Source organism: Paraliobacillus sp. X-1268, from assembly GCF_003426095.1.
Lineage (GTDB): Bacteria > Bacillota > Bacilli > Bacillales > Amphibacillaceae > Paraliobacillus_A > Paraliobacillus_A zengyii.
The window spans coordinates 31,758-45,329 of the sequence record NZ_QJSK01000021.1 but is presented as its reverse complement, the minus strand read 5'-3'; the positions used below and the strand labels follow the sequence as shown (position 1 = coordinate 45,329).

13 protein-coding genes are annotated in these 13,572 nt (G+C 35.6%); 10 read left to right on the top strand and 3 right to left on the bottom strand.

The genetic code is table 11. From position 1 onward, the window contains the following. Positions 1-383: 383 nt before the first annotated feature. Positions 384-761 (bottom strand): carboxymuconolactone decarboxylase family protein, encoded by a 378-nt coding sequence (locus D2K62_RS16185; protein WP_112179470.1) that lies wholly within the window; start codon positions 759-761, stop codon positions 384-386. Positions 762-1,399: 638 nt separating this feature from the next. On the opposite strand from D2K62_RS16185, the gene D2K62_RS16180 reads away from it, so the two are divergent. The 7 genes from D2K62_RS16180 to D2K62_RS16150 all read left to right on the top strand — a co-directional run bounded on the left by D2K62_RS16180 (position 1,400) and on the right by D2K62_RS16150 (position 7,062). Then, complete coding sequence (locus D2K62_RS16180) at positions 1,400-1,570, top strand: XapX domain-containing protein (protein ID WP_112179472.1); 171 nt, start codon at positions 1,400-1,402, stop codon at positions 1,568-1,570. A 13-nt stretch (positions 1,571-1,583) separates the two neighbouring features. After that, positions 1,584-2,252 carry a deoxyribose-phosphate aldolase gene (gene deoC, locus D2K62_RS16175; protein ID WP_112179474.1) on the top strand — a complete coding sequence of 223 codons (669 nt, stop codon included), beginning with the start codon at positions 1,584-1,586 and terminating at the stop codon, positions 2,250-2,252. Between the two features lie 626 nt (positions 2,253-2,878). Beyond that, the gene (locus D2K62_RS16170; RefSeq protein WP_112179477.1) at positions 2,879-3,418 is read left to right on the top strand and encodes an HD domain-containing protein; all 540 of its coding nucleotides are present in this window, start codon (positions 2,879-2,881) and stop codon (positions 3,416-3,418) included. A gap of 267 nt (positions 3,419-3,685) precedes the next feature. Then, positions 3,686-4,267, top strand: a complete 582-nt coding sequence (locus tag D2K62_RS16165) for an RNA polymerase sigma factor (protein ID WP_157967898.1) — start codon at positions 3,686-3,688, stop codon at positions 4,265-4,267. Next, positions 4,264-5,061 carry a DUF4367 domain-containing protein gene (locus tag D2K62_RS16160; RefSeq protein WP_117161759.1) on the top strand — a complete coding sequence of 266 codons (798 nt, stop codon included), beginning with the start codon at positions 4,264-4,266 and terminating at the stop codon, positions 5,059-5,061. The genes D2K62_RS16165 and D2K62_RS16160 overlap by 4 nt, the downstream gene beginning before the upstream one ends. Positions 5,062-5,154: 93 nt before the next feature. Next, on the top strand, positions 5,155-5,427 hold the full coding sequence (locus tag D2K62_RS16155) for a YrhK family protein (protein WP_112179484.1): 273 nt from the start codon (positions 5,155-5,157) through the stop codon (positions 5,425-5,427). A 165-nt stretch (positions 5,428-5,592) separates the two neighbouring features. Beyond that, complete coding sequence (locus D2K62_RS16150) at positions 5,593-7,062, top strand: Na+/H+ antiporter NhaC family protein (protein WP_112179486.1); 1,470 nt, start codon at positions 5,593-5,595, stop codon at positions 7,060-7,062. A 60-nt stretch (positions 7,063-7,122) separates the two neighbouring features. Here the strand turns inward: D2K62_RS16150 and pepT are convergent, their stop codons facing one another. Both pepT and D2K62_RS16140 read right to left on the bottom strand, forming a co-directional pair. Next, positions 7,123-8,355 carry a peptidase T gene (pepT, locus tag D2K62_RS16145; protein ID WP_112179488.1) on the bottom strand — a complete coding sequence of 411 codons (1,233 nt, stop codon included), beginning with the start codon at positions 8,353-8,355 and terminating at the stop codon, positions 7,123-7,125. Between the two features lie 246 nt (positions 8,356-8,601). Continuing rightward, on the bottom strand, positions 8,602-9,516 hold the full coding sequence (locus D2K62_RS16140; protein ID WP_112179490.1) for a MerR family transcriptional regulator: 915 nt from the start codon (positions 9,514-9,516) through the stop codon (positions 8,602-8,604). Positions 9,517-9,689: 173 nt separating this feature from the next. On the opposite strand from D2K62_RS16140, the gene D2K62_RS16135 reads away from it, so the two are divergent. Genes D2K62_RS16135 through D2K62_RS16125 form a run of 3 tightly spaced genes read left to right on the top strand, consistent with a single transcriptional unit; the run spans position 9,690 to position 13,493 of the window. Beyond that, the gene (locus D2K62_RS16135) at positions 9,690-11,222 is read left to right on the top strand and encodes a phytoene desaturase family protein (protein WP_117161758.1); all 1,533 of its coding nucleotides are present in this window, start codon (positions 9,690-9,692) and stop codon (positions 11,220-11,222) included. Beyond that, positions 11,222-12,676, top strand: a complete 1,455-nt coding sequence (locus tag D2K62_RS16130) for a phytoene desaturase family protein (protein ID WP_117161757.1) — start codon at positions 11,222-11,224, stop codon at positions 12,674-12,676. Before D2K62_RS16135 ends, D2K62_RS16130 begins: the two co-directional genes overlap by 1 nt. Then, positions 12,666-13,493 carry a phytoene/squalene synthase family protein gene (locus tag D2K62_RS16125; protein WP_112179496.1) on the top strand — a complete coding sequence of 276 codons (828 nt, stop codon included), beginning with the start codon at positions 12,666-12,668 and terminating at the stop codon, positions 13,491-13,493. The genes D2K62_RS16130 and D2K62_RS16125 overlap by 11 nt, the downstream gene beginning before the upstream one ends. The last annotated feature ends 79 nt before the right edge of the window (positions 13,494-13,572 follow it).

Below are 13,572 nucleotides of genomic sequence, written 5' to 3'. Positions count from 1 at the left end.
TCTATCAAAATGTCTACAGGCATGGAAGGAAAGATCATCGCTATAAGCATAAGAGTCCTTTTGATATTCTAAATCTTGCGTATGAAAGAACCGTTAAAGCAGCATAGAACAACTGTATAAAATTTCCGCAATAAAGCAGGAAACGCTTCTTATTTACCTTGTTGTAAAATAATTCAATATTTAGTAAAAAGTTGTTTGGACACTGTTTTGTTTTTCTATATTTTATCCTTAGCTTGACGGCTATGAGCCGTGCCCACGGAAAGCGGAGTATACTTCCAAGGCGGTATGTTACGTCGCAGTTTCTATCACTTGCGATGTTACAGGGTAATGCGGCTTACTAATAAACAATAAAAAAGAGCCTTCGGTTAAGGAAGGCTCAAAAGTTAATGTGTTTGTTGTGAAAAATATTGATATGCTTCCATTGTTAGAGTAACGCCTTGTGCAAATGCGGCGCCTCCACCTAATGCAGCACTTACACCGATAGTTTCGGTAATTTCTTCTTCAGAAGCACCATGCTCAATGGCACCTTTCGTATGGTAGATAATACAATATTCGTCTTGAGCATAAATACTGATTCCAAGTGCAATAAGTTGTTTTTCTTTTTCTGCAATAGAACCACCTTCAAAACAAGCATCTGTAAAATCCATATAATGTTGGGTGATCTTAGGTAAATGCTCTTTTAAATGACTTGTTCCTTCTTTGTAGTCAAAAATAGCTTGATCAAAAAAATTTTCAAAGGTTTCTTGTTGAGGTTCTTCCATTTCATCCCGCCTTTTATTTTCAATAATAGTTAGAGTTTACAATTAGAAAAAGATTATACGTAGAATCTGTTTTCAGTTTAAAAAAGCATGTAAAGGGTAACTAATTACTATAGATGAGCTTTATATTTAAGGAGATGATAAGAATATGGAACAAAATAAAGATGTAGAAATAGAGAAGAGAGAGAGAAGAAATCTGATTCGAGTAAGGTAGGTGTAGCGTTAATAAAATATACTACCTATCTAATTATATTTTTTGGTATTATATGGTTTTTAATTACTTATGTATTTGGACAACTTTTATAAGGAAACGGAAGCGCCATAGTGAGCCTGCTATGGTGCTTTTTTAATTCCGATTCAAACCTTTAACAAAAATCTCACTTCAAAATTGACGGGATTGAAACGGTTTAAGCGGGATTAAGAGGAGATTAACAATCCAATTGATTTAACTAATAAGCCGTGATGGAGAGTGAAAATCCGCACTAATTGGAGTTTCAGTTTGTTTAATATACTGTGTTTTTGAGTATCAAATAGATTGATGTATGTTATTATTATTATGTTATAGGAACAGCTTAAGGCGTATTGTTGTTGGGACAATAGCGCAAAATAAAGTCATCAAAAGATAAGTAAGGAGAATAACAATGAAGGAATTATTTCTAAGTTTAGTGGCAGGCATGATTATTGGTATCGTATTTAAGTTTTTACGGCTACCATTACCAGCTCCACCAGTTTTAGCAGGGGTTTTAGGAGTTGCGGGTGTATATTTTGGTGGAACTCTGGTAGATTGGATATATAAAACATTTTCAATGTGAAAGGATTGATAACATGGAAGAATTAGCTAATAAGATTGATCATACAATTTTGAAAGCTGATACGACGAAAGCGCAAGTATTACAAGTATGTGAAGAGGCAAAAGAACATGGTTTTTATTCTGTTTGTATAAATCCTACTTGGGTAGAGGAAACCAATCAAGCTTTAAGCGATTCAGACGTTAAAGTATGTACTGTTATTGGATTTCCTTTAGGAGCAACTACATCAGAAGTAAAGGCAATTGAAACTTCTGACGCAATCCGTAAAGGTGCTAATGAAATTGATATGGTTATTAATATTGGCAAGTTGAAGAGTGGCGATTATACGGTTGTAGAAACAGATATAAAAGCTGTTGTAGCTGCAGCAAAAGACAAAGCATTAGTAAAGGTTATTATTGAAACGTCCTTGTTAACAGATGAAGAAAAAGTAAAAGCATGTGAACTTGCAGTACAAGCTGGGGCTGATTATGTAAAAACTTCTACTGGCTTTTCGACTGGAGGAGCAACTGTCGAAGATATCGCGTTAATGCGTAAAACAGTAGGACCAAATATTGGTGTTAAAGCTTCTGGTGGGGTACGTGATCGTGAAACAGCGATAGCGTTGGTAAAAGCTGGTGCATCTAGACTGGGAGCAAGCTCTGGTATTGCGATTATAAAAGATGAATTAGGAACCAGTGATTATTAACTAAAAGTTGGAAATAGGATGTATATTCGCTTGTAAAGCGTATGTGCATCCTATTTTGTTAGATGTAACAACCGAAATTAAGATTCTAGAGAAACAAAGTCTCGTCAGCAAAAGAAAAACCTATTGCTTAATGAATTCTGATTTATAATGTAGCATATAAAAAACGTCTTTTGAGTATAATTCAAAAGACGTCATCATCCATAATAGTGACTTAGGAAACTGATTCGAATATTATTGGTGTTGGATCTGTATCCATGAATGGTTTATTATTGTTGCGTGTAGTTAATCTGTCAATCAAGGAAATGACTTTAAAAGTAATTAATATAACAGCTAAAAGAAGAAATAATAACATATTCAACTAGCCCCTTTCAAAACAAAAATGTTTAAATATAAATGAATTCCTCTATATAATACCAAATAATACGTATAAGTAAAGAAATATATTGAGATTCTTTTATATTCTTTTAATTACTTAACTATATGCTTGATTTCTCGTATTTATAAGTAACATAATCTAACAACTTCAAAAGGTAAAATCGAGCATAAATATTGCAATTTAAATTGAGTTATGCTATTTTATTTAGCAAAATACTTTTCTTTTGAATTAGGATTAGGAGGTAGAGAAAATGAGAAATGTCACTATAGAAAAGCTGTTTGTTCATCCAATTGTTCAAAAGTATGTCGGAAGATCCGGAATGGAACATGCCATCACAGTTGCCGAAAAAGCTGTTGATATAGCAGTTAAAAAGAATGTGAATCCAGATCTTGCAGCAAAAGCAGGTCTCTTACATGATATTGGTCATTATAAATGGTATCAAAATGGTGAATGGAACTTTGAACTTTATAAAGAAAATGATATTCATGCAATTAAAGGAGCAGAACGAGCACATAAGTTATTAGTAAGGTGTAACGAGAATTTGCAAGATGCAAAAGAAATTGCTTTGGCAATTTTACTGCACACAGATTCGTATTTACCAGATGGAGAATTGCATTTAAGGCCATTACAAAAAATCGTTGCAGAAGCGGATACTTCAGATGAAGAAACTGGTGGTGCACACCATTACCGAGAAATTGATTATGAAACCGCTCTTGATCGAGTTAAACGTTTAGACAGGAAAATAGACGATTTAATAAATATGACAGAAAATGCCGAACAACATAATTAATCCTTCAATCCCCTAAAATACCACTTACAATTAAGAAGAATAGTGCCAATAAACCTTTTGTCTGTTGCCTCTCATCGATTTCTTTATTTTTCTTTTAACAAGAAGAATAAAGAAAATTACATATCCTCTACATCAACTTGTAAGAGTGTAAAAAATCCCCTTTTAAAATACTAATATTACCTTTTGATAATTAAATTGTGATAAACTAAGGGAATAAATATAGAAAATTTTAGTGGACGCTCAATTTGGTTGCGAAGGTGTGATGGAGTGAAAGTAAAAAAACACATAAAAAAATTGGAACTATCTGAGCAAGAGTTCCGTCTTATATATGATCTATTCTATGACCGTGTGTATCGAGATGCTTATTTTGTTATTAAAGATAAATATTTAGCACAAGATATTGTCCAAGATACGTTTGTGAAGGTTTATAAACACATTGATAATTTAGAAAGTAGAGATAAGTTGGGTTCCTGGCTATCAACAATCGCAACAAGAACAGCAATTGATTTGATTCGCAAACAAAATACTTGGAATGGTATACCTACAGAGGATTTGGTGCTAGAGCATGTAAAATCGAAACATGAAATCGCAGCTTCAGTAGAGACGCTAGTTGTAAGTGGTATTATCCAAGAAGCTGTTATTGGAAAAATTGCAGAGCTTAAACCTGAATATAGAGAAGTAATGATTTTAAAGTATATCCATGAATTAAAAGATAAGGAAATTTCGAAGTGGACAGACTTAAAAGAAGGAACGATTAAATCACGTATTCATCGAGCGAAATCAGAATTGCGTCAACTCATAAAACAAGACGAGTCATGTAAACATTTATTTGGTGGTGAACCGTTATGAAGCAGTCCAGCAAAAATGACATCATGAATGATCGATTTGTTCAAGACATTGTAAAAAAGGATTATGATCAGCCCCCAGAAGCTCCACTTTCAAAAGAAACAGTGTGGGAACGAATTAATGCAGACTTAACAGAACAGCAGGTTTCAAATTGGTTTTCGCGTAGAATAAATAACAAAATGCTAAGTGTGGCTAGTATACTTGTTATTTTGATTATCAGTTCACTGTTTTTTCATATAAAAGATGGGGAGGCATTTGGTTGGTTTACAGACTATTTTGTTACTAAACAAGGTTCAACAACACAGGTAACCAATCAATTGTCTGATGAACCTATAGAGGCAGAGGATCTGCCACCAGTCCCGTCAAAGGATGAAATAGAGGTAAAAGAGTTGATCCCGTTAGAAGAATCAATGAGCTTTGAGGAAGCGAAAGAAGTGGTTACCTTTTCCTTATTAAAACCTACTTATGTACCGGATGGCTATATATTGTCTGATGTTACGGTCATCACATTTAATGATCATCCACAAGAAGAGGTGATTTTATCTTATCAAAGTGAAGAAGAAATAGTCACTATAGGACAGGAACCTATTATGGGTGAACAGTTTTCTGCTAATATAACTGTAAATAATGAAGATGCTGTTGTATCTACTATTGATGTTAATGGACAAGAAGCAACATATTTTGCTTTTAATGATGGGGTAGCTCAATTAGTTTGGATGCGTATGCGTACATTGATTACAATAGAAGGTTCGCTTGGACAAAGTGAGATGCAAAAGGTTGCCTCAACATTACAGTAAGAAAAGCCTATTATAGGCTTTTTTTATTTTAATAGTAACTACTCAGATTGGTGTTAAAGATAGGGAATAAGTATAGATGGGGGGTGAATTTTAATGAAAAGTCAGATGCCAACTGATATAGACGTTTTTTTTGGAAAACATGAGATAAAAATTAGTCGTCGATATGAATTCTATTATAATGTAAATGATATTTTAATAGCGTTGTGGTTTATTATTGGAAGTATTCTATTTTTTAAAGAAACTACTAGTTTTGCTGGAACATGGTTCTTTTTAATAGGTAGTGTTCAGTTATTGATTCGACCGGTTATTCGTATTATTAGAAGCGTACACTTAAAGAAATCGAATGAGAAACGTTCAAAACGATAAGTTACTTGTTAGATTTCTTTTCCTATATAATTTAACAAGTAAAATGAAGTATAAAAAATGTCATCAAATTGTTTTTTTTAGTCTTCAGAAAGTTCGTATGATTATGATAAAATAAGATATCTCATATGAGTGATTAATATATTCCGTGGTCAAAGGAGGAGCATTATGCAACAGGGTAATGAAGAACTAGCACGTGCAACGGGAAATGCTCAAGTCAGAACCTTAAGTTTCCGATTAGGAGCATTTGGAGCAGCTGTTCCCTTACTATTTTTTGTGGTGTGGGCGATTACCACTAGTGTATTAAAATTATCATCAGAAGTGGGTCTTGTAATGGGTGCAGTAATTGGTCTTACACTAGGTTTGTTTTTTAGTAAAAGCAAATGGGCTGATTATGCACAGGGATTATTTGAAGGTTTGACGCAACCAATTGGTGTGGTTGCGATGGTTGCTTGGTTTTACGCCGGAATGTTTGCCCAGGTTTTACAAGTAGGTGGTTTAGTCGAGGGACTTGTCTGGGTTGGGGCAGTAACAGGTTTTACCGGTGGATTATTCGTTGCGTTAACGTTTATTTTGGCAGCAGTATTTTCAACTGCAGTTGGGACAGGTTATGGTACGACTGTTGCATTTTGTACGTTAATGTATCCGGCGGGCGTTGCTACAGGGGCTGACCCGACGATGTTATTTGCAGCAATTTTAGCTGGTGCTGTCTTTGGTGATAATTTAGCGCCAGTTTCTGACACAACAATTGTATCCGCTACTACACAGGATGCTGATGTTCCTGGAGTCGTACGTAGTAGATTTAAGTATGCAATTGCAGCAGCAATTCCAACAGTTATTTTATTTGCCATCTTTGGTGGTGGAGGTAACGCATTAACTAATGAAACGGTGATTGGAGAATCTACAAGTCCAACAGGTTTACTTATGTTAATTCCATTTGCAATTGTATTAATTTTAGCTTTATCTGGTCATCATTTACTTACTTCCTTAACATGGGGGATTCTAGCAGCAATTGTTAGTATTGTTGTTTTCCCAATCGGTTCTTTTGAAGCAATCATATCTTTTAATCCAGATTCAGATGCAATTGTTGAAGGAGCACTAATAAATGGTATTACCGGTTACATGAACATGGCAATATTAATTTTATTAATTGTAGCAGCTGCACATTTAATGAAATTAGGTGGTACGATGGAGGCTATAACAGGAGCGTTAGTTAAGTGGATTAAGAAATCTGTCAGACGAGCTGAACTCTCTATTTGGGCAATTGTGGCGCTTTTGAATAGTGCAATTACAATTAATACGGCTGCAGAGATTGCAGCGGCTCCGTTTGTTAAAGAAATAGGAGAAAAGTATAAGATTCATAGCTATCGACGGGCCAATATGCTTGATGCGATTACATCAGCTTTAGGATATATCTTCCCTTGGGGTGCACCAGTTCTACTCGGTTGGTCTACTATTAATATGATGAAAGAAACGTATGAGTGGCTTCCAGTTGTAGCACCAACAGCAGTCTTTCCGTTTGTTTTTCAGGGTTGGTTCTTAGTGATTGTTATGCTAATAGCGGCATTGACAGGATGGGGCTTGCGCTACCAAGGAAAGAATGGTGAAGAATTAATAGAGCCACCAGAAGATGAATAAAGTATCTTAATGATTAAAATAAAAGCCAACTATGCGTTTAATCGCTAGTTGGCTTTTATTTTATGCTCTTTCTTCAAACAGTGTACTAATTTCTACAATCGTTTTAACTGCCTTCTCCATATTGTTAACTGATATATACTCATATTTACCGTGGAAGTTTTCTCCACCAGTAAATAGATTTGGTGTAGGTAGTCCTTTAAATGAAAGTTGTGATCCATCTGTACCACCACGGATAGGGTGAATTAGTGGCTCGATACCTAAATTCTGCATTGCGTCTGAAGCGGTATCAACTATTTCACGTACCGGTTCAATTTTTTCGCGCATGTTGTAATATTGATCAGACATTTCTAGGGACACAGCTTGGTTTCCGTGCTTCTTCTTAAATTCAGCTACAAGTTTTTCAATCACTGATTTTTTTGCACTAAATTTGGTTCGGTCATGGTCACGAATGATATAGTATAATTTAGCATCTTCTACGTCCCCTTGAAAGGAAAGAAGGTGATAGAAACCCTCATGTTTGTCAGTAAATTCAGGTGCTTCTTGAGCAGGTAGTCTGCTGTTAAAAGCAATAGCAATCTTTGTAGCACTTATTAGTTTATTTTTAGCTGTTCCTGGATGTACGTTGTTTCCTTTAAAAGTGACTTTAGCTGCTGCGGCATTAAAGCTTTCGTATTGTAGTTCGCCAAGAGGACCGCCGTCAACGGTGTAAGCAAAGTCAGCTCCAAATGCTTTTACATCGAATTTATGAGGGCCACGGCCAATTTCTTCATCGGGAGTAAAAGCTACACGAATTTTTCCGTGTTTCACTTCTGGATGTTTGATAAGGTAATCCATTGCTGTCATAATTTCAGCAACACCAGCTTTATTATCCGCGCCAAGTAATGTTGTGCCGTCTGTTGTTATTAATGTATGTCCTTGATATTTTTTAATTTCTGGATAGTCTTTCGTTTTCAATAGGATACCTAAAGATTCATTTAAAATAATATCATTTCCATCATAATTTTCGATAAGCTGAGGCTTAACATTTTTTCCGGTAAAGTCTGTTGCAGTATCAATATGTGCTAGAAATCCAATGGTTTGAACTTCTTTTTCCGTATTAGCAGGCAGTGTAGCCATTACATAACAATTCTCGTCAATCGTTACATCTTGCATACCAATTTCCTTTAGCTCATTAACTAATATGTGAGCTAGTGTCCATTGTCCTTCTGTTGATGGACAAGTATCGTTATTTTCATTTGATTGCGTATCAATTTTGACATATGTAGTAAAGCGATCTATTAGTTTCTTGTTCATTCTCAGTTCATCTCCATTTATTAGAATCCTTTTCATTTTAACACATTTATCCCGGTGTAACCGTCCATAAGACTTCCTCTGCAAAATAGGAAGTGAAACGAAGCAATTTAAGTGGGAGTTAGTGTATGCTAATACCCAGAATGGTTTAATTGATAAAATGGGGGAATAGCATGTCATGGCTAGAAGTGCCGCCTTTCAGAGAGAATATAAATTGAAATTAATAAATCTATTGACTAGCGTAATGAATTAAATTTTCACATTACGTCGTTTTTCTTGTTTGTGGTAATGCGTTGTTTGAAACCATTTTTCCCAATCTTCTAGTTCACCAGTAAGTACATGATTCTGATATTCCTTTGGTAGTTGATTAGCTGCATGTCCACCAATTAAATAGTCTAATTTAACGGGCTGCTTTTCAAGATATTCAATAAAATCTACAACGTAATGGATATGAGAATCCAATGTAACAGAAAAGCAAATCAACCGAACTTGGTTTATCTGAATTAATGACTTAATACTTTCCTTTGTCGTGTTTTCTCCGATATATATAACATCAACGCCTCTTTTTTTGAGAAATAATGAGAATAGTAGTAAGCCTATATTATGAAATTCATTTGGAGGACAGATTGCCAAGGCTTTAACATTTCCTTGTTCACTTTGCGTATCTTCAAAAAAACGCAGAATTTTTCGTTGTATAAAGTGACTAATAAAATGTTCTTGTGCAACACTTAGCTTCCCCGTCTCCCATTGATAACCAACATTATATAAAATAGGAATGAAAATTTGATGAAAGACAGTTTCATAGTCAAAATTTGCAAAGGCTGAATTGACGATTTCTGTAGCTGTGCTTGCATCATATTCAATAAGAGCTTCGTAAATAGTATCTATTAAATTGGAGAAGTTGATGTCCGAAGAAGAGAGTGATGTAAAGCTAGTTTGCGATGCTTGCTTTTCTTTAAAGGCAAGCATCGCTTGTCGGATTGAAATCATTTTATCTTCTTTTTCATCTAGAATCCATTTTAAATCACTTAGGTCTTGCTCGGAGTAAATTCTAGTACCCCCTTCTGTTCGGGTTGGTGTTATTACACCATAGCGATTTTCCCATGCACGTAAAGTGATAGGTGAAACGCCAAGCAATTCAGATATTTTTTTAATGCCATACATGTTTCCCACTCTTTTCTACAAGACAGTTAAATTTGTACTATTAGTATACCATTTTTATATGTAATCCAAAATCTATACAAAAGTTATACAAATATTATATAATTAGAGTAATAGATTTGTCACGGCGTATTCAGCATGAATAACTAGCTTTTTAGTGAAGAGGAGAAGATTGGATGAAGAAGAAAGTTATAGTAGTAGGTGCAGGTCCAGGAGGTTTGGCTGCAGCAATGCGTCTAAGTGCCGAGGGTTATCAAGTAAAGGTATTTGAGAAGCAACCGCATATTGGAGGGCGCACTTCAAAATTACAAGTAGGGGATTACACATTTGATTTAGGTCCGACGTTTTTTATGATGCCACAGATGTTGGAAGAGTTATTTGTGAAATCAGGGCGAAATTTGCATGATTATGTAGATATGCGAGAAATTGATCCACTCTATACACTCAAGTTTGGCGATGTGACATTCTTACCTAGCCAAGATCCTGAAAAAACAAAAGCTGAAATTAAACGGTTATTTCCAGGTGATGAAGAAGGGTATGAAAGATTTCTTCGGTATGAAGGAGAAAAATTTGATCGTGTTATTGCATTGTTAAAGCAGCCGTTCACAAAATGGAGTGATTTCTTTACCAAAGAAATGTGGCGAGCATTACCTAAGTTAAATGCTTTAGATACAGTATATGGACGTCTATCAAAGTATTTTAAAGATGAACGTTTAAAATGGGCCTTTTCTTTTCAATCTAAATATCTTGGGATGTCTGCTTGGGACTGTCCGGGTACATTTACGATTTTATCTTTTTTAGAACACCGTTATGGTTTATTTCATCCTATTGGAGGAGTAAACCAAGTTTGTGCAGCAATGGAGCGTGTAATTATAGAGTTCGGTGGAGAGATATTCACTGAAACAGGTGTCAAGCATGTCTTAGTTGAAGAAGGAAGTGCAACAGGTGTTTTGTTAGAAAATGGTGAAAGTATTTTTGCTGATGATGTCGTAATTAATGCCGATTATGGTTATGCGATGGCGAATTTATTCGACCAAGATAAATTAAAAAAACATACAAAAGAAAAGGTAGATAAAAAACGTTTTTCTTTATCCACTTTCATGGTGTATTTAGGTATTGATCAAAAACTTGACTTGCCTCATCATATGGTACTGTTTGCGGATGATTACAAACAAAATGTTGATGATATTACGAAGGAAGGCCGAATTTCAGATGATGCATCTATTTATATCCATAATCCGTCCAAACGGGATCCTACGATGGCACCAGAAGGGAAATCTGCGTTATATGTGTTAATGCCTGTTCCTAATTTAGATGCGAATATAGATTGGGAAGAAGAAAAACCGAGGTTACGAGAAAAAATAATCCGTCGCTTAGAGCTTGAGACTGGAATTAGTGACTTTAAAACCCATATCGAGGAGGAAAAAATTGTATCTCCTTTAGAATGGCAAAATGATTATTTCGTATATCGAGGTGCGACTTTTAATTTAGCGCATAATTTAGATCAAATGATGTATTTTAGACCGCATAATAAATTTGAAGATGTTGATCACTGTTTCTTAGTTGGTGGCGGAACTCATCCGGGAAGCGGCTTGCCGACTATTTTTCAGTCAGCAATGATTAGTTCGGATCTATTGAATAAACAATACGAAACGAAAGTAACGAAAAGTATTAAACGAGATATTGCCAAAGCGAAGGAGCAGGTATAATGGAGATCGCTATTGTTGGAGCTGGAATCGGAGGACTTACTGCTGCACTTTTATTAGAGAAACAAGGTCACAAGATAAGCATCTATGAGAAAGAAGATCGACTGGGAGGAAGAGTAGTCTTTCAGTCAAACGGTGAATTTACAATTGACCAGGGACCTACCATCGTACTGTTGCCAGATATGATCCGTGAAATTTTGGGTGAGGCAGGAATTGATCAAGAAGCAATTGAGTTCATTCCTTGTGATCCGCTTTACGATATTCATTATCCAGATGGAACGATTTATCGAAAATGGCGTGATCAAGTAAAACAACTAGAGGAAATTGAAAGATTGTTTCCTGGAGATAAACAGGGTTTTCTTCATTATACGGATGAAATGAAGAAGGTTTATCAGTTTGGTACAGAAGCCTTTTTATCTCGTATCTTTGGACGTAAACGGGATTTTCTATCCTATCAAAATATTAAATTTATTTTGCAGTCGCAATCCTATCAAAGTGTTACCAATTATTTAGCTAAATTCTTTAAAGATATTCGTTTGCGTCATGCATATGCATTACAAACGTTATACATTGGGGGCGCGCCACATCGTGTTCCAGCACTATACGGTTTAATTTCATATAGTGAGCATGCATTTGGTATTTGGTATGTGAAGGGTGGTTATGCAAGTTTAATACCTGTTTTAGAACAAGCTTGTGTAGAGCGGGGGATTGCTGTCCATAAACAAACAGCTGTAGATGAAATTATTGTAGAAAAGGACCGTGCTACAGGGATTAGAATAGACCAAACAATCTTCTCGTATGATGCAATTGTTTATAACGGGGACTATCCAATGATCAAGTCACTTGTTCCAAAAAAACATATAGAAAAGAAGAAGGTTAAACCCTCATCAGGCTGTGTGCTGGTTTATTTAGGGGTTAAGAAAAGATGGGAAAATGCAATTCCGCATCAATTTTTCTTATCAGAGGATTTCGATAGCTATATGAAAAAAGTGACAGAAAAGAGTAAGGTGCCAAATGATGCGTCATGTTATATGTTTAATCCAGTGACACTTGACCAAGACGCTGCACCACCAGGCAAGAGTGTTCTTTATATGCTAATCCCAGTACCTTCTAGTATGGAAGATGATCAAGAGGCTATCGAACATTTAATAGATACTCAAATTAGTAGGGTAGAACGTGCTAGTTTTCCTGGTTTACTAGAAGCAATTGAATGGAAGGATGTTCGTACTCCACGAGATGCTGAAGTAGAAGGATTATTTCAAGGAGGAAGTTTTGGAGTCGCACCGGAGATAAGACAATCAGGAGGGTTCAGATCTCAAATTATCCACCCTACTATTAAAGGTCTATATGCAGTTGGTGCGTCTGTGCACCCAGGTGGCGGTATTCCAATTGTCATGCAAGGTGCTAGATTGCTGAGTCAACACTTTGAGAGAGAGGTGGAGAGAAATGTTAGATGAGAATATAGCGTTAGCATGTAAAGCCATGATGAAAAAAGGTTCATCTAGCTTTTATCACGCTTTTAAATTTTTGCCCAAAAAACAACGAGAGGCTGTATATGTCATTTATTCCTTTTGTAGAATGATTGATGATGCAGTTGATGAGCCTGAAAATTCACCTTATTCATTAGATGAATTAGAACGGCTGTTTGACCATTTAGACACGGCAGAGGGACATTTTATCTGGCCGGCTTTACGTTGGGTAATAAAAGAATATGATTTGCCGAAGGAACCTTACTATATTCAAATTAGTGGTCAACGTTTAGATTATATTCGTACATCTTACCAGACAATGGACCAATTAGAAGACTATTGTTACAGGGTTGCTGGTTCAGTTGGTGAGATGTTAATTCCAGTCCTGCGTAGTGATGCGGATGAAACGTTAATAGAGGCTGGTATTTCTTTAGGTAAAGCCATGCAAATTGTTAATATAATTCGAGATATTGGTGCAGATAAGAAGCTTGGTAGAAGGTATGTACCACTTGAAATTATGGAAAAGTATAAGTATCAAGAACGAGAGTGGGAAAATAAGGTTGTTAATGATGAACTGAGAGAAGTAATCGAAGCATTAACTGATCAAGCAGATGAGTGGTTTAATGAAGGTATGCGTTATATAGATGCATATCCTCCTAAAAGCGCGTTATCGATGAAGCTTGCAGCTGGATATTATCGTGAAATCATACGGGTTGTTCGAGATAATAATTATCATGTTTTTACGGAGAGGGCCATTGTTACGAGTAAACGAAAAAGTCAATTGTTATTACAATTGACGAAATAGAGAGTGGGTTACTGTTATCGGAGGAGAGAAAAGATTCTTATTATATCCAACTTTTTTAATATGGTATACCATTGGCCTT